This is a genomic window from Candidatus Methylomirabilota bacterium, assembly GCA_035764725.1.
Taxonomy (GTDB): Bacteria; Methylomirabilota; Methylomirabilia; order Rokubacteriales; family CSP1-6; genus DASRWT01.
The window spans coordinates 1-25,061 of the sequence record DASTYT010000051.1; the positions used below are offsets into that span (position 1 = coordinate 1).

At 70.9% G+C, this 25,061-nt stretch carries 22 protein-coding genes; 18 read left to right on the forward strand and 4 right to left on the reverse strand.

Annotated elements, in window-relative coordinates:
• The 3 genes from VFX14_08780 to shc form a co-directional block, all read right to left on the reverse strand.
• A partial coding sequence (locus VFX14_08780) for an ATP-binding cassette domain-containing protein (protein HEU5189770.1) occupies window positions 1-422 on the reverse strand: 422 nt, incomplete at its 3' end.
• Window positions 419-1,225 carry an MlaE family lipid ABC transporter permease subunit gene (locus VFX14_08785; GenBank protein ID HEU5189771.1) on the reverse strand — a complete coding sequence of 269 codons (807 nt, stop codon included), beginning with the start codon at window positions 1,223-1,225 and terminating at the stop codon, window positions 419-421. The genes VFX14_08785 and VFX14_08780, both read right to left, overlap by 4 nt.
• Window positions 1,222-3,189, reverse strand: a complete 1,968-nt coding sequence (gene shc, locus VFX14_08790) for a squalene--hopene cyclase (GenBank protein HEU5189772.1) — start codon at window positions 3,187-3,189, stop codon at window positions 1,222-1,224. Before shc ends, VFX14_08785 begins: the two co-directional genes overlap by 4 nt.
• Before the next feature lie 109 nt (window positions 3,190-3,298).
• Between shc and hpnH the strand changes: the two genes are divergently transcribed.
• From hpnH to VFX14_08880, 18 genes are all read left to right on the forward strand, one after another.
• Window positions 3,299-4,315, forward strand: coding sequence for an adenosyl-hopene transferase HpnH (hpnH, locus tag VFX14_08795; protein HEU5189773.1), 1,017 nt, complete (start codon window positions 3,299-3,301; stop codon window positions 4,313-4,315).
• A gap of 16 nt (window positions 4,316-4,331) precedes the next feature.
• Window positions 4,332-4,658: a hypothetical protein gene (locus VFX14_08800; protein HEU5189774.1), complete on the forward strand. Its 327-nt coding sequence runs from the start codon at window positions 4,332-4,334 to the stop codon at window positions 4,656-4,658.
• Window positions 4,659-4,662: 4 nt separating this feature from the next.
• Window positions 4,663-5,376 carry a hypothetical protein gene (locus tag VFX14_08805; GenBank protein HEU5189775.1) on the forward strand — a complete coding sequence of 238 codons (714 nt, stop codon included), beginning with the start codon at window positions 4,663-4,665 and terminating at the stop codon, window positions 5,374-5,376.
• On the forward strand, window positions 5,373-6,386 hold the full coding sequence (gene hpnA, locus VFX14_08810) for a hopanoid-associated sugar epimerase (GenBank protein ID HEU5189776.1): 1,014 nt from the start codon (window positions 5,373-5,375) through the stop codon (window positions 6,384-6,386). Before VFX14_08805 ends, hpnA begins: the two co-directional genes overlap by 4 nt.
• Window positions 6,383-7,264 carry a presqualene diphosphate synthase HpnD gene (gene hpnD / locus VFX14_08815; protein HEU5189777.1) on the forward strand — a complete coding sequence of 294 codons (882 nt, stop codon included), beginning with the start codon at window positions 6,383-6,385 and terminating at the stop codon, window positions 7,262-7,264. The genes hpnA and hpnD overlap by 4 nt, the downstream gene beginning before the upstream one ends.
• 11 nt (window positions 7,265-7,275) lie before the next feature.
• A complete protein-coding gene (locus tag VFX14_08820) occupies window positions 7,276-8,286 on the forward strand; it encodes an alcohol dehydrogenase catalytic domain-containing protein (GenBank protein HEU5189778.1) in 1,011 nt (336 codons plus the stop codon).
• On the forward strand, window positions 8,283-9,323 hold the full coding sequence (locus tag VFX14_08825; GenBank protein HEU5189779.1) for an alcohol dehydrogenase catalytic domain-containing protein: 1,041 nt from the start codon (window positions 8,283-8,285) through the stop codon (window positions 9,321-9,323). Before VFX14_08820 ends, VFX14_08825 begins: the two co-directional genes overlap by 4 nt.
• 58 nt (window positions 9,324-9,381) lie before the next feature.
• A complete protein-coding gene (gene ispH / locus VFX14_08830; protein HEU5189780.1) occupies window positions 9,382-10,380 on the forward strand; it encodes a 4-hydroxy-3-methylbut-2-enyl diphosphate reductase in 999 nt (332 codons plus the stop codon).
• A gap of 3 nt (window positions 10,381-10,383) precedes the next feature.
• A complete protein-coding gene (locus tag VFX14_08835) occupies window positions 10,384-11,319 on the forward strand; it encodes a fumarylacetoacetate hydrolase family protein (GenBank protein ID HEU5189781.1) in 936 nt (311 codons plus the stop codon).
• Window positions 11,320-11,444: 125 nt separating this feature from the next.
• Window positions 11,445-13,526, forward strand: coding sequence for an elongation factor G (gene fusA / locus VFX14_08840; protein ID HEU5189782.1), 2,082 nt, complete (start codon window positions 11,445-11,447; stop codon window positions 13,524-13,526).
• A 14-nt stretch (window positions 13,527-13,540) separates the two neighbouring features.
• Window positions 13,541-14,881 (forward strand): adenylate/guanylate cyclase domain-containing protein, encoded by a 1,341-nt coding sequence (locus tag VFX14_08845; protein HEU5189783.1) that lies wholly within the window; start codon window positions 13,541-13,543, stop codon window positions 14,879-14,881.
• Complete coding sequence (locus tag VFX14_08850; GenBank protein ID HEU5189784.1) at window positions 14,878-16,113, forward strand: threonine synthase; 1,236 nt, start codon at window positions 14,878-14,880, stop codon at window positions 16,111-16,113. The genes VFX14_08845 and VFX14_08850 overlap by 4 nt, the downstream gene beginning before the upstream one ends.
• A 138-nt stretch (window positions 16,114-16,251) precedes the next feature.
• Window positions 16,252-17,517 carry an FCSD flavin-binding domain-containing protein gene (locus VFX14_08855; protein ID HEU5189785.1) on the forward strand — a complete coding sequence of 422 codons (1,266 nt, stop codon included), beginning with the start codon at window positions 16,252-16,254 and terminating at the stop codon, window positions 17,515-17,517.
• Window positions 17,518-17,534: 17 nt separating this feature from the next.
• Window positions 17,535-18,149, forward strand: coding sequence for a c-type cytochrome (locus VFX14_08860; protein HEU5189786.1), 615 nt, complete (start codon window positions 17,535-17,537; stop codon window positions 18,147-18,149).
• A gap of 56 nt (window positions 18,150-18,205) precedes the next feature.
• Window positions 18,206-19,015 (forward strand): sulfite exporter TauE/SafE family protein, encoded by an 810-nt coding sequence (locus VFX14_08865; protein ID HEU5189787.1) that lies wholly within the window; start codon window positions 18,206-18,208, stop codon window positions 19,013-19,015.
• Between the two features lie 33 nt (window positions 19,016-19,048).
• Window positions 19,049-20,596, forward strand: a complete 1,548-nt coding sequence (locus tag VFX14_08870) for a 4Fe-4S dicluster domain-containing protein (protein ID HEU5189788.1) — start codon at window positions 19,049-19,051, stop codon at window positions 20,594-20,596.
• Window positions 20,597-20,605: 9 nt separating this feature from the next.
• Window positions 20,606-23,434: a molybdopterin-dependent oxidoreductase gene (locus VFX14_08875; protein HEU5189789.1), complete on the forward strand. Its 2,829-nt coding sequence runs from the start codon at window positions 20,606-20,608 to the stop codon at window positions 23,432-23,434.
• Entirely contained in the window at window positions 23,434-24,024 is a 591-nt protein-coding gene (locus VFX14_08880) for a TlpA disulfide reductase family protein (protein ID HEU5189790.1), read from the forward strand. The genes VFX14_08875 and VFX14_08880 overlap by 1 nt, the downstream gene beginning before the upstream one ends.
• 17 nt (window positions 24,025-24,041) lie before the next feature.
• Here the strand turns inward: VFX14_08880 and VFX14_08885 are convergent, their stop codons facing one another.
• Complete coding sequence (locus VFX14_08885; GenBank protein ID HEU5189791.1) at window positions 24,042-24,875, reverse strand: hypothetical protein; 834 nt, start codon at window positions 24,873-24,875, stop codon at window positions 24,042-24,044.
• Between the last annotated feature and the right edge of the window lie 186 nt (window positions 24,876-25,061).

Below are 25,061 nucleotides of genomic sequence, written 5' to 3' on the forward strand. Positions count from 1 at the left end.
CCGCCGGAGATCTCGGCGGGGTTCTTCGCCCCCATCCCTTCGAGGCCCACCTGCGCGAGCTTCTCCTCCACGCGCTGCCGGACCTCGGCGGGGCGGAGCCGCGTCTTCTCGCGAAGGGGGAAGGCCACGTTGTCGTACACCGACATCGAGTCGAAGAGGGCGCCCCCCTGGAATACCACACCGTAGCGCTCGCGGATGCGGTCGAGCGCGTTCCGGCCGAGGCGGGTGATGTCGACGTCGTCCACAAAGATGTGCCCGGAGTCCGGCCGGAGCAGCCCGATGAGATGCTTGAGGAGCACCGACTTCCCGCCGCCGCTCCGTCCGATCACGACGAGGATCTCGCCGGTGGCGATCTCGAGGTCGAGCCCCCGCAGGACCTCCTGCGGTCCGAACGACCGACGCACCCCCACGACCTTGATCACGGGAGCACGGACCCCATGAAGTAGTCCCATACGAGGATGAGCACCGACGAGAGCACCACCGCCTGGGTGGTCGCGCGGGCCACGCCCTCGGCGCCGTGGCCGCAGTAGTAGCCCTTGTAGGTGCAGACCCACGTGACGATGACCCCGAAGGACAGCGCCTTCCAGAAACCCGTCATGATGTCGGCGACGTCGACGAAGGTGTCCATCTCGCCGAAGTACGTCCCGTCGGACATCCCCAGGAGCTGGGACGCGACGAGGTACGCGCCGAAGATGCCCACCACGTCGAAGAGCGCGGCCATCAGCGGGAACGTGATGATCCCGGCCACGATGGGCGGGGCGATCAGGTAGCGGCGGGGATTGAGCGCCATCACGGTGAGGGCATCGATCTGCTCGGTGATCTTCATGATGCCGAGCTCGGCGGTGAGGGCGGACCCGGCGCGGCCGGTGACGATGAGGGCGCAGAGCACGGGCCCGAGCTCGCGGATTAGCGCGAGGGCGACCGCCGGCCCCAGGAAGGCCTCCGAGCCGAAGCGGGAGAGCACGAGGAAGATCTGGAGGCCCAGCACCATGCCGGTGAACGCGCCGGTGAGGATCACGATGGTGAGCGAGCGGAAGCCGATGAAGTGGATGCGCTCGACGATGCGCCCCACCTTGATCGGCGGGATGACGGCGAAGCTGAGCGCCTGGACGAGGAAGCGGCCGAACCGGCCGAGCGACTGCACGATCTCCAGGGTCACCGCGCCGAGCCCCCCGACCACCCGCACCGGCAGGGGCTGGGCTGCGGCCGAGAACCGCTCCGTCATCCGCGGGCGTTCCGGTAGGCCCCCAGAGCCCAGAGGGGGAAGTACTTCGCGTACAGGTGGTACTTGAGGTAGAAGACGCGCGGGAAGCCCGTCCCGTTCCAGAGCGGGTCCTCCCACGCCCCGTCCTCGCCCTGCGTCTCGAGGAGGTAGCGGATTCCCCGCGCCACCGACGGGCGCTCCGCGCCGCCGACCGCGAGCAGGCCGAGCAGCGCCCAGGCCGTCTGGCTGGGAATGGAGGCGCCGCGTCCCGCCTGCGCCGGATCCTCGTAGGAATGCAGGGTCTCGCCCCAGCCGCCGTCCGCGTTCTGGCGCGCCTCGAGCCAGACGATCGCCCGCTGCACGTAGGCGCGCGACGGGTTCTCGCCGATTGCGCCCAGCCCGCGGAGCACCGACCACGTGCCGTAGATGTAGTTGGCGCCCCAGCGGCCGTACCAGGGGCCGTCCGCGCGCTGCGAGTCGCGGATGAAGGTGAGGCCGCGCCGCGCCGCCGGGTGGTCGAGGGTCTCGCCCAGCATGCCCATGAGCTCGAGGCCGCGCCCGGTGAGGTCCTCGGTCGACGGATCCAGCAGCGCGCCGTGGTCGGCGAAGGGAATGTTGTTGAGGATGAGGCGGTTGTTGTCGGCGTCGAACGAGCCCCACCCGCCGTCTCCGCCCTGCATGCCCATGAACCACGCCATGCCGCGCGTGAGCGCGCGCTCCTTGCGCCCGGCGTCGAGCCCCTCGGTGCGGGCCAGGGCCATCATGACCATGGCCGAGTCGTCGAGGTCGGGGTAGAAGTCGTTGTGGTACTGGAACGGCCAGCCGCCCGGTGGCACTCCCGGACGCTTGATCTGCCAGTCGCCCGGCACCGTCACCTGCCGGTCGATCAACCACTCGCCGGCACGGACGAGGGCCGGATCATCGACGGGGAAGCCGGACTCGATCAGCGCGTTGGCCGCGAGCGCGGTGTCCCATACCGGCGAGACGCACGGCTGGTAGTGCAGGGTGCGTGCGGTCTCGATCCCGAGCGCCTCGATCTCCTTCAGCTGGCCGCGGATGAGCGGGTGGTCATCCGGATATCCGAGGCATCGGAGCGCCAGGACCGCGTTGACCATCGCCGGAAAGATCCCGCCCAGGCCGCCGGGCACCGCGAGGCGCTCCTCGAGCCATCGCCGGGCCGCCTCGAGCGCGCGGGCGCGCAGGGGGCGCGGTCCCAGGCGCTCCCAGCCCTTCAGCGCGTCGTCCACGCCGATGAAGAAGTTCTTCCAAAGGAACGTCCTCGGCGAGAACGGCCGCGGCATCCGGTCGATGCGCAGGCTCGCCTCCGTGCGCGGCACCGTCCAGAGCTCGTCGAGGCGCCGGTCGGGCGGCATCCGGTGCACCGGCTTGGCGTCCATCACGATGAGCAGCGGGACCATGACGGTGCGGGACCAGTACGAGACCTCGAGCAGATTGAAGTACGACCAGCGGGGCAGGAGCATGATCTCCACCGGCATGGCGGGGATCCCCGCCCAGTCGTACTCCCCGAAGAGGGCGAGGAGAATCTTGGTGAAGACGTTGGCCTGCACCAGCCCGCCTTCGGCCAGGATCAGGGCGCGGGCCCGCGCCATCGCCGGATCGTCCGCCGACACGCCGGCCACCTTCATGGCGAAGTAGGCCTTGATGGTGGCGGAGAGGTTGTGTGGTCCGCCCTCGAAGAGGCTCCAGCCGCCGTCGGCGAGCTGGCGCTCGCGAAGGTAGGCGACGATCTTCGCCTCGCGCTCGCGGTCGACGCGGTCCAACAGGTGACAGAAGAGGAGATACTCACTCGAGATGGTGCTGTCGGCCTCGAGCTCGCCCACCCAGTGCCCGTCCGGTTCCTGCGTCCGGAGCAGCAGCCGGTGCGCGCGCGCGATGGCGGTGTCGACGCGAGCCGCCGCCGAGTCGGTCGGAGCGGGCGAAGAGGCTTCGGACACACTCATCGCGCCGAGTTTCTGAGCAAACATCGCACCATACTAGCACACGGTTTTGGTGCGCCACGCCGGGCTCTTTCTGGTACTCTGTTGCGGGGTTGTTCTGGGACATGTCCTACACACGAAAGGGATCGCCTAACCCATGAGTGTGCCGCTCTCGCAGATGTGGACGGTTGCGACGTATGTGATCCGCCAGAGGCTCGCGGGCCACAAGCGCTACCCCCTCGTCCTGATGCTCGAGCCGCTCTTCCGCTGCAACCTCGCGTGCGCGGGCTGCGGCAAGATCCAGTACCCGGCGCAGATCCTGCGTAAGAGTCTCTCCGTCGAAAAGTGCCTCCAGGCGGTCGACGAGTGCGGGGCGCCGATGGTGAGCATCCCGGGCGGCGAGCCGCTGATGTACCCGGAGATCGACCGGCTGGTGGCGGAGCTGGTGAAGCGGAAGAAGTACGTGTACCTCTGCACCAACGCGATCCTGCTGAAGGAGAAGCTGCACCTCTTCACGCCCTCGCGGTATCTCAGCTTCAGCGTGCACATGGACGGCCTCCGCGAGGAGCACGACGAGGCGGTGTGCCGCGACGGGGTGTACGACCAGGCGCTGCCGGCCATCCAGGAGGCGCTGGCGCGGGGCTTCCGCGTCACCACCAACACCACGCTCTTCGACGGCGCCTCCCCCCTGCGGGTCCGCGAGTTCTTCGACGAGATGATGCGGGTGGGGGTGGAGGGGATGATGGTCTCCCCCGGCTACAGCTATTCGAAGGCGCCGGACCAGGAGCACTTCCTCCGCCGGAGCCGCACCAATCAGCTCTTCAGCGCCATCCTGTCGAACCCCAAGCGTGGCTGGCGCTTCAACCAGTCGCCGCTCTTCCTCCGCTTCCTCATGGGCAAGCACGACTACGAGTGCACCCCATGGGGCAACCCGACCTACAACATGTTCGGGTGGCAGCGGCCCTGCTATCTCCTGCAGGACGGCTATGCGGAGACCTTCAAGGAGCTGATGGCGACCACGCCCTGGGAGAACTACGGGCGGAAGAGCGGCAACGAGAAGTGCCAGGACTGCATGGTGCACTGCGGGTTCGAGGCCACTGCGGTGGATCACACGTTTAGCTCGCTCCGCGGCTTCATCGAGACCGCCGCCGTCACCTTCACCGGCAAGCTCTGAGGCCGGAGGCGCGCGCATGACGCTGCAAGGCTGGGTGCCCGACATCGGGCCCTACCTCACCCTCGCCGAGGTGATCGAGCACGCCTTCGACTACCGCGGCAACGTCACGGTGGTGCGGAAGGACGGCAGCGAGCTGGTGGGCTATCTGAGCAATCGCGACGGGAGCGCGCCCGAGCCCTTCGTCCAGGTCATCGACGAGGAGGGCAATGATCCCGTCCGCATCCCGTATGACGACATCGTCAACGTCCTCTTCACCGGCAAGGACCCCGCCGAGGGCAATTCGTGGAAGGCCTGGCTGGAGCGCAAGGAGCGCGAGAAGGCGCAGCACGCCCCGCCCGCGTAGTCCTGTGAACGGCATCCTGATCCTGACGGCCGTCGAGCTCGAGGCCGCGGGGCTGGCGCGGGAGCTCGAGCTTCCCGCCCTCGCCGGTCTGCCATATCGTGCGTTCGGCCGTGGATCCACTCGCATCGTCCCCGTTGGACTGGGCGCCGCGCTTCTGTCCGCGCGCTGGGCCGACGGGCTCGACGGGCTCACCGATCCGCTGGTGATCTCCGCCGGCATCTGCGGCGGCCTCGAACCGCGCCTCGCCCCCGGCGACCTGGTGCTCCCCACGCGGATCCTCGGCGCGGGGGGAGAGACGCTGACCATCTCGGCGTCCGCGCACGCGCGCGCGCTGGCGCTCGCCGGCCCGCGCGCCGAGACGGGTCTCCTCGCCACGTCGGCGGGCGTGCTGGCCACGCCCGGGGACAAGGCCGCGCTCCGCGCCGCCACCGGCGCCGTCGCGGTGGACATGGAGTCGGGGCCAATCGTGGCGGCGGCCCGCGCGGCGCGCGCGCCGGCCCTGGTCGTGCGCGGCGTCTCCGACGACGCCGGATCCTCGGTGCCGGCGGCGCTGAGCGCCTTGGTCTCCCCCGAAGGGCGCGTGCGCGGCGGCCGCGTCCTCTTGCTCGCGCTCACCCAGCCGCAGACGCTGCCGCGCGCGCTCGCGCTCCGGCGGGGCAGCCGCCTGGCCCTCGCCACGGTGGCGCGGGTGCTCGCCGGGCTCGAGGCCGGAGCATGAGGCGCTCCCTCGTGACGGGCGGCACCGGGTTCGTCGGCGCCAATCTCGTCCGCGAGCTCCTGGCCGACGGCGACCGGGTGCGCGTGCTCGCCCGGGCGGGCGGCGACCGCCGCGCCCTCGCGGGCTGCGAGGTGGAGATCGTCGAGGGCGACCTGCTCGATTCCACCTCGGTGCGCCGGGCGGCCGCGGGCATGGAGCGGGTGTATCACGTCGCCGCCGACTACCGGCTCTGGGCGCCCGATCCGTCCGCGCTCTTTCGCGCCAACGTGAACGGGACCCGCCACGTGCTGGAGGCGGCCGCCCAGGCCGGGGCCAGCCGCATCGTCTACACGTCGACGGTGGGCGTGCTCGGCATCCCGAAGGACGGCCGGCCCGGCGACGAAGCCACGCCGGTGTCGCTCGCGGACATGGTCGGGCCGTACAAGGCCTCGAAGTTCGTGGCGGAGGAAGTCGCCCGCGAGCTCGCGGCGCGCGGCGCGCCCATCGTGATCGTGAATCCGTCCGCGCCGATCGGCCCCTGGGACGTCAAGCCCACGCCGACGGGCCAGATGGTCGTGGACTTCCTCCGCAGGAAGATGGTCGCGTCGTTCGACACCGGCCTCAACATCGCGCACGTCCGGGACGTCGCGCGCGGTCACATCCTCGCCGCCGAGCGCGGGCGCCTCGGCGAGCGGTACGTGCTCGGTCACGCCAACTTGACGCTGCTGGAGATCTTCAGCGCGCTCGCCCGGCTCACCGGCCTGCCCGCGCCGCGCTTCCGGGTGCCGTACGCGGTAGCCTGGCTGGCCGCGGCGGGCATGGAAGGCGTGGCGCGGCTGACCGGCCGCGCGCCCGCGGTGCCGCTCACCGCGGTGCGGATGGCGCGCAAGCGCATGTTCTTCAGCGTGGACAAGGCGGTGCGCGAGCTCGGCCTGCCCCAAACGCCCGCGGAGCGGGCGCTCGGCGACGCCGTCGACTGGTTCGTGGCGCGGGGCTACGCGGCCCCGCCGCGGGGACGGCGGGCCGCGTGAACCCGGCCAGGTTCGTCTCGCGGCTCACGCGCAAGAGCCGGTCGAACTTCTTCTACGCCTTTCTCCTCCTGCCGCGCGCCCAGCGGGAGGCGATCTTCGCCGTCTACGCTTTCTGCCGCATCGTCGACGACGCGGTCGACGAGGGCGCGGACCGCGGCGCTCAGCGCGCCGAGCTCGCCCGCTGGCGCGAGGAGATCGCGCGGGTGTGGGGCGCCGGCGACCCCCAGCACCCCGCGGCGCAGCGGCTCCGCGAGGCGGTGCGACGGTTCCCCATCCCGCGAGAGGCGCTGGAGGAGATCATCGCCGGCGTGGAAATGGACCTCGACGTCGCCAGCTACGAGACCTTCAAGGATCTCTACCCGTACTGCTATCGCGTGGCCTCCGCGGTGGGGCTCTGCAGCATCGCCATCTTCGGCTACACCGATCCGCGCGCGCAGGACTATGCCATCAACCTCGGCGTGGCTCTTCAGCTGACGAATATCCTCCGCGACGTTCAGGTCGACGCCCGCATCGGCCGGGTCTATCTGCCGCAGGAGGATCTGCGGCGCTTCGGCGTGAGCCCGGACGAGCTGCGCCTGGGGCGCTACTCGCCGGCCTTCGAGGCCCTCATGGCCTTCCAGGCCACGCGCGCCCGCGAGTACTACGCGCGGGCCTGGCGTGGATTTCCCCCGGCGGATCGCCGCTCGCTCTTCGCCGCGGAGATCATGGGCCGGACCTACTTCGCACTGCTCCAGGCCATCGAAGCGCGCGGCTTCGACGTCTTCGGCGAGCGCGTCACCGTGCCCTCCCGCCGGCGCATCGCCATCGCGCTCGCGTGCTGGGCGCGCTCCCGCCTGGGCACCCGCGGCCGCCCGCCTCTCGCGCGCCCGGCCCGATAGCCGCCGCGCTCATGAAAGCGTCCGTGCATGTGGGGTCCGGCCGCCTCGAGCTGCGCGAGTGGCCGGAGCCGCGGGCGGGCGCGGGCGAGCTGATCGTGCGGCTCCGCGGCTGCGGCCTTTGCGGCTCGGACCTCGCCAAGCTCGCCCGCGGGGCGGCGGCGGCGCCCGCGGTGCTGGGCCACGAGCTGGTGGGCGAGGTCGCGGCGGTCGGGCCGGGCGTGGGTCGCTTTGCGGAGGGAGACCGTGTGGTCGTCGCGCATCACGTGCCCTGCTTCGCTTGCCACTACTGCCGCCGCGGCAGTCCCTCCATGTGCCGGGAGTTCAAGCGCGTGAACCTCGACCCGGGCGGGTTCGCCGAGCTCGTGCGCGTGCCCGCGCCCAACGTCGCGCATGCGACGTTCGCCATCGGCGCGACCATGAGCGACGAAACCGCGTCGTTCACCGAGCCCCTCGCGTGCTGCCTCCGCGCGGTCAAGCGCACCGGTGCCCGCGCGGGCGACACCGTGGTGGTGGTAGGGCTCGGCTCCATCGGCTGTCTCCTCGCCCAGGGCTTTTGCCTGGCGGGTGCGCGCGTGCTGGGCGCCGATCTCCTCGCCGCGCGACGTCGGCTGGCCGCGGGGCTCGGTGTGGAGGTGTTCGAGGACGACGCAGCGCTGGATGGCGTCCTCCGCGAGGCCACCGGCGGGCGCGGCGCCGACGTGGTGATGCTTACCGCCGGCGCGGCGACCGCGGTGGCCGCGGCCGCGGCCCGCGTGCGGGACGGCGGCCACGTCCACTGCTTCGCGGGCGGGGCCGGCGACCTGCTCCCGCTGGCCCTCGACACGCTCTATCACCGCGAGCTCACGCTCAGCGCCACCTACTCGTCCTCGCCCACCGAGCTGGCCGAGGCCTTCGCGCACCTGGTCAGCGGGCGCGTGATGGTGGACGGTCTCATCACGCACCGCCTGCCCCTGGCACGACTCGAGGAGGGCGTGGCGCTGATGCGGCGGCAGGAGGCGGTGAAGGTGTACGTGACGCCGTGACCGCGCGCATGCGCGCCCAGGTCTTTCACGGGCCGGGCGATCTGCGCTTCGAGGAGGTGCCCGTGCCCGCTCCGGGCGCCGGCGAGATCCTGCTCCGGGTGGAGGCCGCGCTCACCTGCGGCACGGACGTGAAAACGCTGCGGCGGGGTCACCCCGTGATGATTCCCACCGTGCCCACGGTGTTCGGCCATGAGCTCGCGGGCACCGTGGCCGCGGTCGGGGCCGGGGTGCGGAGCTGGCGCGAGGGCGACCGTCTGGTGGCCGCGAACTCGGCGCCGTGCGGGGCCTGCCACCTGTGCCGCGCGGGGCGGCCCAACCTCTGCGAGGACCTCTTGTTCGTCAACGGCGCCTACGGCGAGATGATCGCGCTGCCGCCGCGCCTGGTGGAGCGGAACGTGGTGCGGATCAGCCCGTCGCTGTCCGCCGCGCGCGCCGCCTTCGCGGAGCCGCTCGCCTGCGCGGTGCAGGGGATCGACCGCGGGCGCGTGGAAGCCGGGATGACGGTGGCAATCTTCGGCCCGGGTCCGCTGGGCTGCCTGCTCGCGCTGGTGGCCGCCCAACGCAAGGCGCGGGTGCTCGTGATCGGCAAGAGCGGCTGGCGCCTCGCGCGCGTGCGCGCGGCGGGCTTTGCCGAATGCGTGGATGCACGCGAGGGCGATGTGATCGAGCAGCTGCGCGCCCGCGCGGGCGGCGACGGCATCCACGTGGCCGTCGACGCCACCGGGCGGCCGGAGGTGTGGGAGCTGGCCATGGACGCGGTCGGACGGGGCGGCACCGTGGTCTTCTTCGGCGGCTGCGCGCCGGGGACGCACGTGCGCGTCGACGCGAGGCGGGCGCACTACGAGGAGCTGACCCTGGCGGGAGCCTTTCACCACACCCCGGAGCTGATCCGCCGTGCGGTCGACCTCCTCGCCACCGGCGCCCTGAACCCGGACCCGCTGGTCACCCACACGATGGGGCTGGCCGACGTGCCGCGGGCGCTCGGCCTCATGGGCGATGGCCAGGCACTCAAGGTGGCCATCGATCCTTCCGTTTGAGCGGGGGTCGCCCCTCCGGTATACTCGCGTGAGTCCTCACATTTACCCAGGAGACCCGATGGCCACCATTCCGCTGCTCCAGGACATCGTGCTGGCCGGGCCCCGCGGCTTCTGCGCGGGCGTCGACCGGGCGATCGACATCGTCGAGCTGGCCCTGCAGGTGTGCCCGCCGCCGGTCTACGTGCGGAAAGAGATCGTGCACAACCGGCACGTCGTGGAGGCCCTGCGGGCCAAGGGCGCGCACTTCGTGGACGAGCTCGACGAGGTACCGGACGATGCCACCGTGATCTTCAGCGCCCACGGCATCGCGCCGGCGGTGCGCGTGGAGGCGGAGCGGCGCGGGCTCCGCGTGATCGACGCCACCTGTCCCCTCGTGACCAAGGTGCATCTCGAGGCCGTTCGCTACGCGCGCGAGGGCTACTCGATCATCCTGGTGGGGCATGCCGACCACGATGAGGTGGTGGGGACGACGGGCGAGGCGCCGGACAAGATCCTGGTGATCGCGCACCCGGACGAGGTCGATCGCCTCGAGGTGCCGGATCCCAGCAAGGTCGCGTTCCTCACCCAGACCACGCTGTCGGTCGACGACACCCGCGACTGCATCGCCGCGCTGCGCCGCCGCTTCCCCAAGATCGTGGGGCCGTCGAAGGACGACATCTGCTACGCGACCCAGAACCGGCAGGCTGCGGCCAAGACGGTGGCGAGCGGCGTGGACGTGCTCCTCGTCATCGGCGCGGCGAACAGCTCCAACGCCAACCGCCTCGTCGAGGTCTCGAAGGGGCTGGGCACGGCGTCCTATCTCATCAACGACAAGAACGACATCCGCCCGGAGTGGCTGGAGGGGGCGACGCGCGTGGGCGTGACCGCCGGTGCCTCGACGCCCGAGTTCCTCGTCACCGAGGTGGTGCACGCGCTGCAGGCGATGCGACCGGCCGAGGTGCGCGAGGTGCACGTGGTCGAGGAGGACGTCCGTTTCGGGCTGCCCAAGGAGCTCGAGGAGATCGCGCGCCAGGCTGGCAAGACCCTGCCCGCCCGGCGCGGCGTCGACGAGGAGTAGGCCATGCATCTCGTCACGTTCCGCAAGGGGCGCAGCCAGGGGCGCGTGGGTGCGATCTGGCACGAGGCTGTGATCGATCTGGCCGGGGTGGCCAAGGATCTCGCCGCCCAGCGCAACGAGCCAGCGCGCGGCCGGGGATTTCCGAAGACCATGCTCGAGCTGGTGGAGGGCGGCGAGACCGCGCTCGCTCGCGCGCGCGAGGCCTTCGAGGCGGGCCAGCGCCTGGTCGATGCGCAGGGCATCGACGATCTCGCCGCGCGGAAGCTCGCGTACCCCCTCGCCAAGGTGCGTCTCCTCGCGCCGATCATTCCGCCCCGGAACGTGTTCTGCCTCGGCCGTAACTACGCCGACCATGCCGCCGAGCGCGGCGCCGCCGTGCCCGAGCATCCGGTGTACTTCACCAAGCCGGCCGACTGCGTGATCGGGACGGGCGAGCGCGTCACCCATCATGCCGTCACCAAGGAGCTGGACTACGAGGTCGAGCTGACCGCGGTGATCGGCACCGGCGGGCGCGACATCCCGCGGGGGAACGCGCTCCGCCACGTCTTCGGCTACACGGTGATCAACGACGTGACCGCGCGCGATCTCCAGAAGAAGCACGGCCAGTGGTTCAAGGGGAAGTCGCTCGACACCTTCTGCCCCATGGGCCCGGTGCTCGTCACCGCCGACGAGATCCCCGATCCGCAGTCCCTCGCGGTGTCGCTGCGGGTGAACGGGCAGGCGCGTCAGTCCAGCCACACCTCCAAGATGATCTTCCCGGTGGATCAGTGCATCGAGGTGCTCTCGCAGGGCTTTACCTTGGTGCCCGGCGATGTCATCGCCACCGGCACCCCCGACGGCGTGGGCGCGGCCACCGGCAACTTCCTCAAGATCGGCGACCGCATGGAGGCGGAGGTCGAACGGATCGGCGTGCTCGCCAACCGGGTCGCCGCGCCCTAGCGTCGTCGGGCGGCCCCGCGGGCCCCTAGAAGGGTCCGTCGCCGTGTGGTAGCATCCCCGTCACATCAGCCCTCTTCCTTCTTCGTCGTTCTATCCGTCGTGTCGGAATCAACGGGGAGGCGGACATGGCGCTCGATATCGCGAAGATCCGCAACATCGGCATGGTCGGCCACGGCGGGGTCGGCAAGACCTCGCTGGTGGAAGGCATGTTGTTCGTCGCCGGCGCGGTGAACCGGCTGGGCCGCGTCGATGATGGCACCACCACCACCGATTTCGACCCCGACGAGATCAAGCGCAAGATCTCGCTGTCCACGTCGGCGGCCTACTGCGATTACAAGGGGCATCGCCTGAATTTCGTCGACACGCCGGGATACGGCGATTTCATCTCCGACGCCCGGGCCGGCCTGCGGGCGGTGGGCGGGGCGATCGTGGTGGTGGACGCGGTGGCGGGGGTGCAGGTCCAGACCGAAAAGGTCTGGAAGATGGCGAACGACTACGGCCTCCCGCGCATCGTGGTGATCAACAGGATGGACCGGGAGCGGGCCGACTTCTCGCGCGCCCTGGATTCCCTCCAGCGCCGGCTGAAGGGACGCCTCTGCCCCCTGCAGGTGCCGATCGGAGCGGAGGCGGGATTCCGGGGCGTGGTGGACCTCGTGAAGATGAAGGCGGCGCTCGTCGCCGACGGCAAGCCGCGCGAGGCCGAGATACCGGGCGAGGTGATGGACACCGCCAAGGAATGGCGGGAGAAGCTCACCGAGGCCGTCGCGGAGACCGACGACGATCTCCTCGCCAAATATCTGGAGGAGGGCTCGATCGCCGAGGGCGAGATGCTGGGCGCTCTGCGCAAGGCCATCGCGAGCGGGACGCTCGTGCCCGTGCTCGCGGCCGCGGCCACGCGTCTCATCGGCATCCAACCCCTCATGGACCTCATCGTGGAAGAATTCCCGTCCCCCGCCGACGCCGGCGCCGTCGAGGGCACCGACCTGAAGACCAAAGCCGCGGGCACGCGGGCCGTCGACCCCAAGGCCCCGTTCGCTGCGCTCGTCTTCAAGACCATCTCCGATCCCCACGTAGGCAAGCTCTCCGTCTTCCGCGTGTACTCGGGGACGCTGCGGTCGGACAGCCAGGTGTTCAACGCCACGCGCGGCACCAGGGAGCGGGTGGGGCACATCGGCTGGCTGCAGGGCAAGACTCAGAAGGCGATGGACGCGCTGGGCCCGGGCGAGATCGGGGTGGTCGCCAAGCTCAAGGACACGCTGACCGGCGACACGCTCTGCGACGAGGCCAGCCCCATCGTGCTGTCCGGCATCGCCTTCCCCGAGCCGGCCATCTCCTTCGCCATCCAGCCCAAGTCCCGCGGCGACGAGGACAAGATCTCCACTGCGCTGCACCGCATGGCCGAGGAAGATCCCACCCTCCACCACCACTTCGATCCCGAGACCAAGCAGCTCCTCGTCTCTGGCATGGGGCAGATGCACGTGGAGATGGTCGTCGAGCGCATGAAGCGCAAGTACAACGTGGACGTCCTGGTGCTCCCGCCGCGCATCCCGTACAAGGAGACGGTGAAGGGGCGCGCGGAGGTGCAGGGGAAGTACAAGAAGCAGACGGGCGGGCGCGGGCAGTACGGCGACACCTGGCTCCGGATCGAGCCGCTCACCCGCGGCGGCGGCTTCGAGTTCGTGGACGACATCTTCGGGGGCGCCATCCCGCGGAACTTCATCCCCTCGGTGGAGAAGGGCGTGCGGGACTGCATGAAGCGCGGCATCTACGCGGGCTACCCGGTGGTTGACCTCAAGGTCACGCTCTACGACGGCTCCTATCACGACGTCGACTCCTCCGACATGGCCTTCCAGATCGCGGCGTCGATGGGGCTGCAGAAGGGCTTCATGGAGGCGCGCCCGATCCTGCTCGAGCCCGTGATGAACGTGGAGGTGACCGCGCCCGCCGACAACGCGGGTGACGTCATCGGCGACATCAACGGCCGGCGCGGCCGCGTGATCGGCATGGAGCCAGACGGCGAGATCGTCGCGGTGCGGGCGCAGGTGCCGATGGCGGAGATGCTCACCTACGAGTCCACCCTGCGCTCGATGACGGGCGGCCGCGGCGCCTACTCGATGGAGCCGTCGCACTACGAGGAAGTGCCCGCCCACATCGCGGAGAAGGTGGTCAAGGAAGCCAAGGCCGAGAAGGAGAAGGCGAGCCACTAGCGTCGCCCGCCCGGATGCCGCCCCAGACCCGATACGCCAAGAGCGGTGACGTCAGCATTGCCTATCAGGTCGTCGGGGAGGGCCCGCGCGACCTGGTGGTGGTGCCGGGCTGGCTCTCGAACGTCGAGGTCTTCTGGGAAGAGCCCTCCGCGGTTCGGTTCTTCGAATCCCTCGCGCGGTTCTCCCGAGTGATTCTCTTCGACAAGCGCGGCACCGGTCTGTCCGATCGCGTGCCGGACATTCCGGGACTGGAGACCCGGATGGACGATGTCCGGGCCGTGATGGACGCAGTGGGTTCGGAGCGTGCCGCGCTCTTCGGCTACTCCGAGGGCGGTCCCATGTGCGTGCTCTTCGCCGCGACCTATCCGGACCGCGTGAGCGCCCTCATCACGCACGGCTCGTACGCGCGCCGGGTCCGATCGAGCGATCACCCGTGGATGCCGGTCCTGGAGGACTGGGAGCGGTTCATCGAGTCCACCGTCAAGGGCTGGGGCGGCCCGGTGGGGCTCGCGGAGCGCGCGCCCAGCCGCATGCGTGACGAAGCCTTCGTGCAGTGGTGGTCGCGCTTCACCCGGATGAGCGCGAGCCCCGCCTCGAGCGCGCAGGTGCTCCGGATGAACACGCAGATCGACGTCCGCCGCATCCTGTCGAGCGTCCGGGTGCCCACCCTGCTCCTCCACCCCACCGGCGATCGGGTGGTGCCCGTGGAGGCCAGCCGCTACATGGCCGAGCACATTCCCGGCGCGAAGCTCATCGAGCTGCCGGGGATCGACCACCTGCCGTTCGCGGACAACGCCGAGCACGTCCTGCGGGAGATCCGAAGCTTCCTGGGCGAGCTCCCCACCGAGGCCGAGCCCGACCGGGTGCTCGCGACCGTGGTCTTCGCCGACATCGTGGGCTCGACGGAGCAGGCGGTGGCCCTGGGCGACCGCCGGTGGCGGGAGCTCCTCGGCGGCTTCCACGCGGCGGTCCGGCGCGAGGTGGGGCGCTTCCGGGGCCGCGAGATCGACTCCGCCGGCGACGGGGTCCTCGCCGCCTTCGACGGGCCCGCCCGCGCGGTGCGCGCAGCGTGCGCGGTGGGCGAGGCGGTGCGCCCGCTGGGCGTGACGGTGCGCGCCGGCGTGCACACCGGCGAGTGCGAGGTGCTTGGCAACAAGCTAGCCGGCATCGCCGTGCACATCGGCGCGCGGGTCGCCTCGGTGGCAGGGCCCGACGAGGTCCTGGTGTCGAGCACTGTCCGCGACCTCGTCGCGGGCTCCGGCCTCGCCTTCGCCGACCGGGGGCTGCACACGCTGAAGGGCGTGCCCGGCGACTGGCATCTCTTTGCCGTGGATCGGGGCGTGGCGCGCGTATGAGCTTCGTCACCCACGTCGAGTGCACCGTCTGCGGCAAGGCGCACGCGTCGACCCATCTCCTCACCATCTGCGAGGCCTGCGGCCAGATGCTGGCCGTGCGCTACGACCTCCCCGCCGTCGCGCGCGCCCTCACCAAGGACGCGCTGCGGTCGCGCCCCCCGGGCATGTATCGCTTCCGCGAGCTCTTGCCGCTGGGCGACGACGAGGCGCCGGTCACGCTGGGCGAGGGCGGCACGCCCGTGCTCGAGCTGCCGCGCCTGGCCGGCCATCTCGGGATGCGCCGGCTGTGGGCGAAGGACGAGGGACAGAATCCCACCGGCTCGTTCAAGGCCCGCGGGCTGGGCATGGCGATCACCCGCGCCCGCACGCTCGGCGTGAAGGGCCTCATGATCCCCTCCGCGGGCAATGCGGGCGGCGCCGCCGCGGTGTACGGCGCGCGCGCGGGCGTGCCCGTCGCGGTGGTGGTGCCGCGCGGCACGCCCGAAGCGGCGGTGGCCGAGGCCCTGATCGCGGGCGCCCACGTGTTCACGGTGGAAGGCTCCATCGCGACCGCGGGCCGCCTCATCGCGCAAGTGGCCCCGCGCCTCGGCTGGTTCGACCTCGCCACGCTCAAGGAGCCCTATCGCCTCGAGGGCAAGAAGACGATGGGCCTCGAGCTGGCCGAGCAGCTCGGCTGGGAGGCCCCCGATGTCCTCATGTATCCGACGGGCGGCGGCACCGGCCTCGTCGGGATCTGGAAGGCCTATGAGGAGCTGGCGGCGATGGGCTGGATCGGCTCCCCGCAGCCGCGCTTCTTCGCCGTGCAGGCCGAAGGCTGCGCGCCGGTGGTGAAGGCCTTCGAGGACAAGGCGGAGACCACGTCGATGTGGGAGAACCCCGTCACCCACGCGGCCGGGCTGCGGGTGCCCGGCCCCTTCGCCGGCCGCCAGATGCTGCGCATCCTGCGCGAGACCGGGGGCGGCGCGCTCGCGGTCAGCGAGGACGAGATCGTGGCGGCGCAGAAGCTCCTCGCGCGCGTCGAGGGCATCTGGACCGCGCCGGAGGCCGCCGCCGCGCTGGCGGCCCTGATGCGCTTGCGCGCGACCGGTGACGTCGCGCCCGGCGACCGCGTGGTCCTGGTCCTCACCGGCGCCGGCATCAAGTACGTCCCGCCGCCCCTCCCCGCGGCGATTCACCTCGAGGGTTCCCCCGACGAGGTGCTCGCGACCGTCCGCCGCGCCGTCGGCGCCTGAGTGGCGCGCGGCCCACCGCATCCGGCCCTCACTCGGCGTGCGCGTTGCGGCGCCGTTCCGTGATAGCGTTGCCGATGGCCGTCGACCAGCGCGGCTGCGCAGTGCGGAAGGAGCCGAGCCCGGGCGGGGGGAGGACCCATGGGGAAGCTGACGCGACGGACATTCCTCAGGGCGAGCGGCGCGGGCGTGGTCGGCACGGTGATGGCCGCCGGGCTCGCCGGCTGCGCGTCCACGATGGGCGAGACACAGCCCACGGGCCGCCGCCGGGTCGTGGTGATCGGCGGGGGCTGGGGCGGCGCCACCGCCGCCAAGTACGTCCGGATGGGTGATCCCCGCATCGACGTGGTGCTCCTCGAGCCGAATCGTCAGTTCATCTCCTGCCCGTTCAGCAATCTCGTCCTGGCCGGCCTGCGCAACGTCGAGAGCCTGAGCTTCGGCTACGACGGGCTGCGCCGGCGCGGCGTGACGGTGCGCCACGAGGCGGCGCTGGCCATCGAGCCCGACACCAAGCGCGTGCGACTGGCGAGCGGCTATCTCGCCTATGACCGTCTCATCGTGTCACCCGGCGTCGACTTTCTCTGGGACCAGGTGGACGGGCTGCCCGCTGCGCGCGACACCGTCCTCCATGCCTGGAAGGCCGGTCCGCAGACGGTGGAGCTGGCGCGGCAGATCCAGTCCATGCCGGACAACGGAGTGTTCATTTTGACGGTTCCGCCGGTGGCCTATCGCTGCCCGCCCGGCCCCTACGAGCGCATCTCGATGGTGGCGTGGTACCTCAAGGCGAACAAGCCGCGCGCCAAGGTCCTGGTGCTCGACGCCAATCCCAACATCGTCTCGAAGACCGCGCTGTTCCGCGAGGCGTGGAAGGCGTACCCCAACATCGAGTACCGCGCCACCAATCGGGTGATCGCCGTCGATCCGGGCGCGAGGGAAGTGCGGACGGAGTTCGACCGGATCAAGTACGACGTGCTGAACCTGATCCCGCCGCAGCGCGCCGGGCAGATCGTGGTGGACGCGAACCTCGTGGGCGCCGACAAGCGCTGGTGCGAGGTCAGCCACCTGACGTACGAGTCGGTGAAGGCGCCCGGCGTGCACGTGGTGGGGGACGCGACCACCGGCCTCCCGGTGCCGAAGTCGGGGAACGTGGCCAACAACATGGGGAAGATTGCCGCGATCGCCGCGGTGTCTCTCCTCAACGACAAGCCGGCGCCCTCGGTGGCACCGGGCAATACCTGCTACAGCTGGGTGAGCGATCGCGAGGCCATCGCGGTGGTCAATGCGTACAAGATCGAGAACGGCAAGGTGGTTCAGATCGAGCAGCGGCTCACCCCGGCGCAGTCCCCCGCGGTGGCGGCGCGCGCGGTCGGCTGGACCCAAAGTATCTGGCAGGACGTGGTCGGCTAGGCGCCAGGGAGACCAGCATGCCCAGAGTCCACATCGCCGTCGTCGGTGCCGCGCTGCTCGCCGCCGCGAGCGCGCCGGCGCCCGCTTCCGCGCAGGCCTCCGCGCCCATGCTCTACGAGACCACGACCGCGCGTGTGGTCACGTGCGCCGCCTGCCACGGCGTCAACGGCAACAGCCGGTCCGACGCCATGCCCATCATCGCCGGGATGGACGCCGGCTACTTCAAGAAGCAGGTGCAGGCGTACGCCGCCAACGCCCGGCCGTCCCCCGAGATGGGGCCCTACGCGAAGCAGATCCTCGACATCGGCCTCGATGCGGTGGCGGGCCACTTCGCCGCGCAGCGCATGGAGCCGACGCCGCTCAAGGCCGACGCGGCGGCGGTGGCGCGGGGGCGCACCGCGTCGGCGCCCTGCGTGGCGTGCCACGGCGCCGACGGCAAGGGCGATTCCGCCAAGGGCACTCCGAGCCTCGCCGGCCAGCCGCCGGGCTATCTGCGGGATCAGATCGGTCTCTTCCGGCAGGATGCGCGCAACCCGGGCGACACGACGCTCGCCGCGATCAAGGCTCTGATGAAGACGCTGCCGGAGGCGCAGGACGCCGACCTGGCCGCGTACTACTCGAGCCTGCGCTAGCGAACCCCGCGTTCCCGGGTGATTCGTCGCCCGTTTGTCCTGGAGGGGCTCTCACCGTGCCCGAATGGCTGCTGCTGCTCATCGCCGGCCTGGTGATCGGCGCCTACGGCACCATCATCGGGGCCGGGGGCGGCTTCATCCTGGTGCCGCTGCTCTTGATCTTCTATCCCAACGAGAGCTCCGAGTCGATCGCCAGCGTGTCGCTGGCGGTTGTGTTCTTCAACGCGCTCTCGGGCACGATCGCCTACGCCCGGCTCAAGCGCGTCGACTACGGCTCCGGCGTCCTGCTCGCCCTCGCCACCGTGCCCGGCGCCATTCTCGGCGCCCTCACGACCCCGCTGATCCCGCGCCGCCCCTTCGACCTCATCGTGGGCTGTCTCCTCGTCGCCCTGTCGATCTTTCTGGTCCTCCGCCCGCTCGCCGAGGCGCGTGAGTGGACCGGGCGCTTCCGCATGAGCCGCCGCATGATCGATCCCGATGGCACCGTGCAGTCGTGGAGCTATAACCCCGTGCTCGGTGTGGCGGTGAGCGTGGTGATCGGCTTCGTGTCGAGTCTGCTCGGCATCGGGGGCGGCTTCATCCACGTCCCCGTGATGGTGAATTTCCTCAACTTTCCCGTGCACGTCGCCTCCGCGACCTCCCACTTCACCTTGACGGTGATGACGGCGGTGGGCTCGGTGGTGCACCTCCTCACCGGCACCCTCGTGGGCGCGGCGCCGCGGGTCGTGCCGCTCTCCCTCGGCGTGGTGGTCGGCGCGCAGGTCGGGGCCCGCCTCGCCCAGCGCATGCGCGGCGTCTGGATCATCCGCGCCCTCGTCCTCGCGCTGGCTTTCGTGGGGGCCCGCCTCATCTTCAAAGCCCTGTAGCCGCGCGGCGAACGGAGTAATATCAGTCTCCGCATGCGCTACGGATTCGTCCTCGACCAGCGGAAGTGCATCGGGTGTCACGCCTGCACGGTGGCTTGCAAGGAAGAGAACGGCGTCCCCCTCGGCGTCAACCGCACCTGGGTGAAGTACATCGAGAAGGGCACCTTTCCCGACACGCGGCGGTACTTCGCCGTGCTCCGCTGCAACCATTGTGACGATGCTCCGTGCGTGACGATCTGTCCCACCGTCGCCCTCTATCGCCGGCCCGACGGCATCGTAGACTTCGACGGCGCGCGTTGCATCGGCTGCAAATCGTGCATGCAGGCTTGCCCCTACGATGCCCTCTACATCGATCCCGAGACCCAGACCGCGGCCAAGTGTCACTACTGCGCCCATCGCGTCGAGGTGGGGCTCGAGCCCGCGTGCGCGATCGTGTGCCCGGTACAGGCCATCGTGGCGGGCGACCTCGACGATCCCGGCACTCCCATTGCCCGCCTGGTCGCCTCGCAGCAGGTGCAGGTGCGGAAGCCGGAGCAGGGGACGCAGCCGAAGGTGTTCTACCTCGGCGCCGAGATGTCCGCGCTGGCGCCCGAGATGCAGCGGCGAGACGGGCAGTACGTGTTCTCCCAGGCTTCCACGATCCCGACGCCCGGCCAGCGCAACCACGCGGTGGCGCCCGCGCCGCCCGTGCCGGACGACCCCCTCGATCTCCGGGCACTCGCCCGCACCGTCTACGACGTCGCGCACCCCGCGCGGCCCTGGGGCGGCAAGGTGTCCTCCTATCTTTGGACCAAGTCGGTGTCCGCGGGCGCGATGCTCGTGGCGGGGGTGAGCATGCTGTCCGGACTGGCGTCGGGGAACGTCCTCGCCGGCCGCATCGCGCCCGTGATCGCGCTCGTGTTCCTCGTGCTGACGACCGCGCTCCTCATTGCGGATCTCAAGCGGCCGGAGCGCTTTCTCTATCTCCTCTTCAAGCCCAACTGGCGCTCGTGGCTCGTCTGGGGCGGCTGGATCCTGATCGCCTACGGCGGCGGCGTCACGCTCTGGCTGCTCGCCGCGCTCGCCGGGCGCCCGCAGGCCCTGGTGTGGCTGGCGGTGCCCGTCACCCTGCTCGCCGCCTCGACCGCCGGCTACAGCGCGTTCCTGTTCGGCCAGGCCGAGGGCCGCGATTTCTGGCAGAGCCCACTGACCCTGCCGCATCTCCTCGTTGCCGCGCTCGCCGCGGGCAGCGCGAGCCTGCTGCTCCCCGCGCTTGCGCTCGGCGGGGGCCCGGGCGCGCCGTGGGGGCTGCGCCTGGTCCTGCTCGGCTCGCTCATCGCGCTCGCCGTGGTCCTCGAAGCCGAGATCCTCACCCCCCATCCCACCCTCGACGCCGAGCGCGCCGCGCGGTTCCTCACCCGCGGGCCCCTCGCCGCCCCGCTCTGGGCCGGCGTGGGGGGGGCGGGGATCGTGCTCCCCGTCGCCCTCCTCTTCACGCCGTGGCACGCCGCGTGGGGGGTGGCGGCCGTGCTGTCCCTCGCCGGGCTCTGGCTCTACGAGGACCTCTGGATACGCGCGGGCCAATCCGTGCCGCTGAGCTGAGGCCGACCCATGACCGACCGCGTGACCGAGCCGCTGCATCCCGTCGCCCGCGATCTCCAAGCTCCCGCGGAGGGGCTGCATCGCTATCCGCCCGCTGCGCTCTGGGACAACTGGGAGGAGTTCGACCCGCGCGCGTGGCCGCGGCGGGTGAAGCGGCAGTACTCGCTCATCCCGACGATCTGCTTCAATTGCGAGGCGGCGTGCGGGCTGCTCGCCTACGTGGACCAGCGCACGCTCAAGATCCAGAAGTTCGAGGGGAACCCCGCGCATCCCGGCAGCCGCGGCCGCAACTGCGCCAAGGGCCCGGCCACCCTCAACCAGGTGACGGATCCGGAGCGCATCCTCTATCCCCTCCGCCGGGCGGGCGCGCGCGGCGAGGGAACGTGGGAGCGCGTCACCTGGGACGAGGCTCTCGATGACATCGCGAGCCGCATCCGCAAGGCGCTGGTCGAGAAGCGTCCGACCGAGGTGATGTATCACCTGGGGCGCCCCGGCCACGAGCTCGTCTATCTGCAGCGGATCTTCCACGCGTGGGGTATCGACGGCCACAACAGCCACACCAATGTCTGCTCGGCGTCGGCGCGCGCAGGCTATGCCTTCTGGCACGGGCTCGACCGGCCCTCGCCGGATCACGCCAAGGCGCGCGTGATCCTGCTGCTCTCCTCCCATCTCGAGGCCGGCCACTACTTCAATCCCCATGCGCAGCGCATCACCGAGGGCAAGCAGGCGGGCGCCAAGGTGTGCGTCGTGGACACGCGCCTGAGCAACACCGCCTCGATGGCGGACTGGTGGCTCTCCCCGTGGCCGGGCACCGAGGCCGCTCTGCTCCTCGCCATGTGCCACGTGCTCCTGCGCGAGGGCACGTGGGACCGCGACTTCGTCCGCCGCTGGGTGAACTGGGGGGAGTACCTGCGCGAGGAGCGTCCGGGCACGCCGGTGACGTTCGAGGCCTTCGAGACCGCACTGGTCGATCTCTACGCCGACTACACGCCGGAGTTTGCGGAGCGCGAGTCGGGCGTGCCCGCCGCGCGCATCGAGGAGATCGCGCGGGAGATCGGGCGCGCCGGCGGCGCGCTGTCCACGCACGTGTGGCGCAATGCCGCGGCGGGCAACCTGTGGGGCTGGGAGGTCGCGCGCGCCCTCGAGCTCCTGGTCGTCCTCGCTGGCGCGGTGGCCACGCCCGGCGGCACCGCGCCGTCGGGCTTCCACAAGGCGGTGCCCGCGCCGCCCATGATGCCGCCGCCCGGGAAGGTGTGGAGCGAGCTGCTCATGCCGCGCGAGTACCCGCTCGCCTTCTTCGAGATGAGCTTCCTCCTGCCCCATCTGCTCCGAGAGAATCGGGGCAAGCTCGCGATGTACTTCACGCGCGTGTACAACCCGGTGTGGACCAACCCCGATGGGATGTCGTGGATCGAGATGCTCACCGACGAGGCCAAGATCGAGCGCCACGCCTGCCTCACGCCGATCTGGAGCGAGACCGCGCACTTCGCGGACTACGTCCTCCCGATGGGCCACGCCTCCGAGCGCCACGATCTCATGAGTCAGGAGACGCACGCCGCGCGCTGGATCGGCTTCCGCCAGCCCGTGCTGCGGGTGGCGCTCGAGAAGCAGGGGAAGCGCTTCGACTGGACGTGGCAGGCGCACGAGGCGGCCGGGCTCGGCCAGGTGTGGGAGGAGGACGAGTTCTGGATCGAGCTGTCCTGGCGGATCGATCCCGACGGCGCCCTCGGGATCCGCAAGTACTTCGAGTCCCCGTACCGCCCGGGGCAGAAGCTCACCATCGAGGAGTTCTACCGCTGGATCTTCGAGCACAGCGTGCCCGGCCTGCCCGCCGCCGCGCAGAAGGAAGGCCTGACCCCGCTCGCCTACATGCGGAAGTACGGCGCCTTCCTCGTGGAGGGCGGCGTGTACGCGTCGCACGAGAAGCCGCTGTCCGCCGCGGAGCGCGAGGGGGCGACGGTGGATCCCGTCACCAGCGTGGTGGCCAAGGGTGGCGCGGCCGTCGGCGTCGAGGTGGACGGGCGCGCCGCCGCGGGCTTTCCCACGCCCTCGCGCAAGCTCGAGTTCTACTCGAAGACGCTGAAAGACTGGAAGTGGCCCGAGCACGCGGTGCCGACGTACGCGCGGAGCCATGTCCACTGGTCGCAGATCGACCGCGCTAAGGGCGAGATGCTGCTGCTGCCGACCTTCCGGCTGCCCACGCTCGTCCACTCGCGCTCGGGCAATGCGAAGTGGCTGTACGAGATCTCCCACAGTAACCCCCTGTGGCTGCACCCGGAGGACGCCGCGCGCCTCGGGGTGAAGACGGGCGAGCTCCTCCGGATCGAGACGGAGATCGGCCACTTCGTGGACCGCGTGTGGGTGACGGAGTCCATCCGGCCCGGCGTGATCGCGTGCTCGCATCACATCGGGCGGTGGCGGCTCCACGAGTCGACCGGCGGCGAGCGCTGGTCGACCGCGCTGGTGGATCTCACGCGTGAGGCGCCGGGGCATTGGCGCATGCGCCACGTCCACGGCATCCGTCCGTTCGCCAGCGCGGATCCCGACTCCGAGCGCGTGTGGTGGGAGGACGCGGGCGTGCACCAGAATTTGACGTTCCCCGTGCATCCCGACCCGGTGAGCGGCCAGCACTGCTGGCATCAGAAGGTCCGCGCGGTGCGTCCGGGGCCGGACGACCGCTACGGCGACGTCTTCGTGGACACCAACCGCTCGCAGGAGGTCTTCCGCCACTGGCTCGCGATGACGCGGCCGGCGCCGGGCCCCGGCGGCCTCCGCCGCCCGCTCTGGCTGCCCCGCGCCTTCAAGCCCGACGCGTCCGCGTATAAGCTGGAGGGGTGATGGCTCGCCTCCGCGTCCTCCGCCGCCGTCTCGCGTGGCGGTTCCTGCTCCTGGTCGCGCTTGTCGCGGCCGTCCTCGTCGGCGCGCCCGGCGCCGGGGACTCCGCCGAGCCGTCGGCCGAGGTGTTGTCCGCCCTCGAGTTGGCGCCGCTCCCGCGCGCGGCCGCGCCCGCCTTCACCCTCGCCGATCTCGACGGCCGCGCGCAGTCGCTCGCGAGCCTGCGAGGTCAGACGGTGTTGATCTACTTCTGGGCGACCTGGTGCCCCTACTGCCAGAAGGAGCTCCCCACCACCGTGCAGGAGCTGGCGCGCCGCTATCGCGACCGGCGGCTCGTCGTGCTCGCGGTCAACCTGGAGGAAGGGCGGGACAAGGTGCGTGCGTGGGTGAAGAAGCACGGCATCTCCGTCCCGGTGCTCCTGGACGGCAACGGTGAGGTCAGCGGCGACTACCGCGTGACCGCCACGCCCACCGCGGTGCTCGTGGACCGCGATGGCCGCACCGTCGCCCGCGCGGTGGGCACCCGTTCCTGGACGTCAGACCGTGCCCGCCCCCTGTGGGACGCCCTGCTCCCGCCCGCGCAGACTCGCTAGGAGTGCGGCGTGCGAGACTAGTCGATGCCGAAGTCGAACATGCGGCCGCTCGCAGTCGCACCGCTCAGGACGACGAAGCCATACTCGCCGGGCGCGAGCGGGCTTGCGGGCGTGATGCGGTAAAAGCCATTGGCTTCGCGCTCGCTCTTCACCGCGATCCGGTCCTCATTGCGCACGCCGTGGCGGATCGTGCCGCCGCCCGGGAAGAAGCCGCCGCTGCCCATCTTGAGGTTCCGGTCATTCTTGGTGTCGCCGGGCTTCAGCTTGACGAGCAGGGCCTCCGTCGGCGCGTAGTAGCTGTAGAACTGCGGCTGCTTCTCCGTGATGCGGGCCTCGGCCTTGCGCCCGCCCAGCACCACCTCGCTCTTCTGCGAGAAGAAGGCCACGTTGGTCTCGATCTCGATCACCTGGGGCTGCAGCTCCACGTATTTCGAGCCGTTGAGATAGTAGATCGAGTCGCGGGGCAGATTGGGCGCGGCCCCGCCGGCGCTGGAGCGCGCGGCGGATGACACCGCCGCCGGCGGCGCGCTCTGCGGGGTGCCCGCCGGCGAAGTCGGCGCGGCCGGTGCCGGGGCCGCCGCGGTGGCGCCCCCCGCCTTGGGCGCGCTCACCATGGCCTCGATGATCTTGTCGGAAACGCCCGCCTTCTTCAGATTCAGGAGCGCGTTGGTGCTCGTGTCGAAGTTGGCCGGGCCGGAGCGCACGCGCGCGAGCACGACCGCTTCGCTGAGCCCGCCCTTCACCATGGAGATGATCGACTCGTTGGTGAGCGTCTCCTGGGCGGCGGCGGTCAGGGGCATCACCGCGATCACGAGCAGGACGGCGACGACGAGGCGAGCGAGACTCCTCATGGGATTCCCTCCTGCGGCATCAAAGCATTCGCCCCCGCGACAAGTCAAGGCGCAGCCCCGGGGCAGGCACGTCGCCTTGACCTCTCCGGGGCCGACATGTTAGCGTAACGGCGAGATTTTTGACCGGTCGCCTCCCATCCGAAACGGGCGGGAGGCGATACGTCTGTGTAGCCCCGGAAGCGAGCG